Genomic DNA, 922 nt, shown 5'->3' on the forward strand with positions numbered 1-922 from the left:
AGAAAGGATGGGACTTCGACGAAACTTCAATCGTAAAGTATGGATAAGTATTGCCATCTTCCCACTCGATGGTGCGGTCAGTTTGCAGGGTAGAACCAATTAAGAAATTCTCATCAACACTCGTGTCATGGAAAACTACTGTGCGGTATTCAGGGTGGATGTTCGGTTTCATTTTAATACTCTCAAAAAATACAAGTTGATACGTTATAACATTGCAAATGATAATCATTATCAAAAGAAACACAAGCTGTTTTATGATATTTTTACGACAAATCGAAAGTTGAGAATGCCACGCCATGTACACCATCGAGCCAATTGGCTTTATTGAATCACCCTATAAAGAGAAGTTTGCCGTACCTAGACAGCCAAGGTTAGTGCCTTCCTCTCGTTCACGGGTCAAACTCTCTGGAACGGCAAACTGCTTGGAGTCGGTGCGCGGCATCGAACAGTTCAGCCATGTCTGGTTGTTGTTTCTTTTTGATCAAAACTTACAAGCCGGTTGGAAGCCAACGGGACGCCCTCCTCGTCTGGGCGGTAATGATCGTATTGGTGTGTTTGCTTCTAGAGCGACTTTTAGACCTAACGGCATTGGCATGTCCGCTGTCGAACTCAAAGGCGTGATTCAAGAGAAAGGTCAAACCTACCTTGAACTAGGTAGTGTTGATCTGGTTGATGGTACACCGATTGTCGATATCAAACCTTACATCCCCTACTCGGATTCAATACCCGATGCCGCTGGTGGCTTTGCGGCAGAAGAGCCTGCAAAACTTGAGGTGAATTTCTCGCAGCAGGCACAGCAAAAGCTAAGTCAACACCCGGAAGGTCGGCACATTATTGCGGTAATAAAAGAGGTGCTTGCCCAAGACCCACGCCCTGCTTATAAGAAAGGCAAGCCGGATTCGAAGGAATATACAGTAAATTT

General features: G+C 45.0%; 2 protein-coding genes. One reads left to right on the forward strand and one right to left on the reverse strand.

Translation table 11 applies throughout. The features are described 5' to 3' along the window. Positions 1–172, reverse strand: a 172-nt coding sequence (locus tag KIV40_RS27350) for a type B 50S ribosomal protein L31 (protein ID WP_285352343.1), incomplete at its 3' end; no start/stop codon positions are given. A gap of 124 nt (positions 173–296) precedes the next feature. On the opposite strand from KIV40_RS27350, the gene tsaA reads away from it, so the two are divergent. After that, the coding region (tsaA, locus tag KIV40_RS27355) for a tRNA (N6-threonylcarbamoyladenosine(37)-N6)-methyltransferase TrmO (protein ID WP_285352341.1) at positions 297–922 on the forward strand (626 nt) is incomplete at its 3' end.

This window comes from Vibrio sp. D173a (assembly GCF_030248475.1).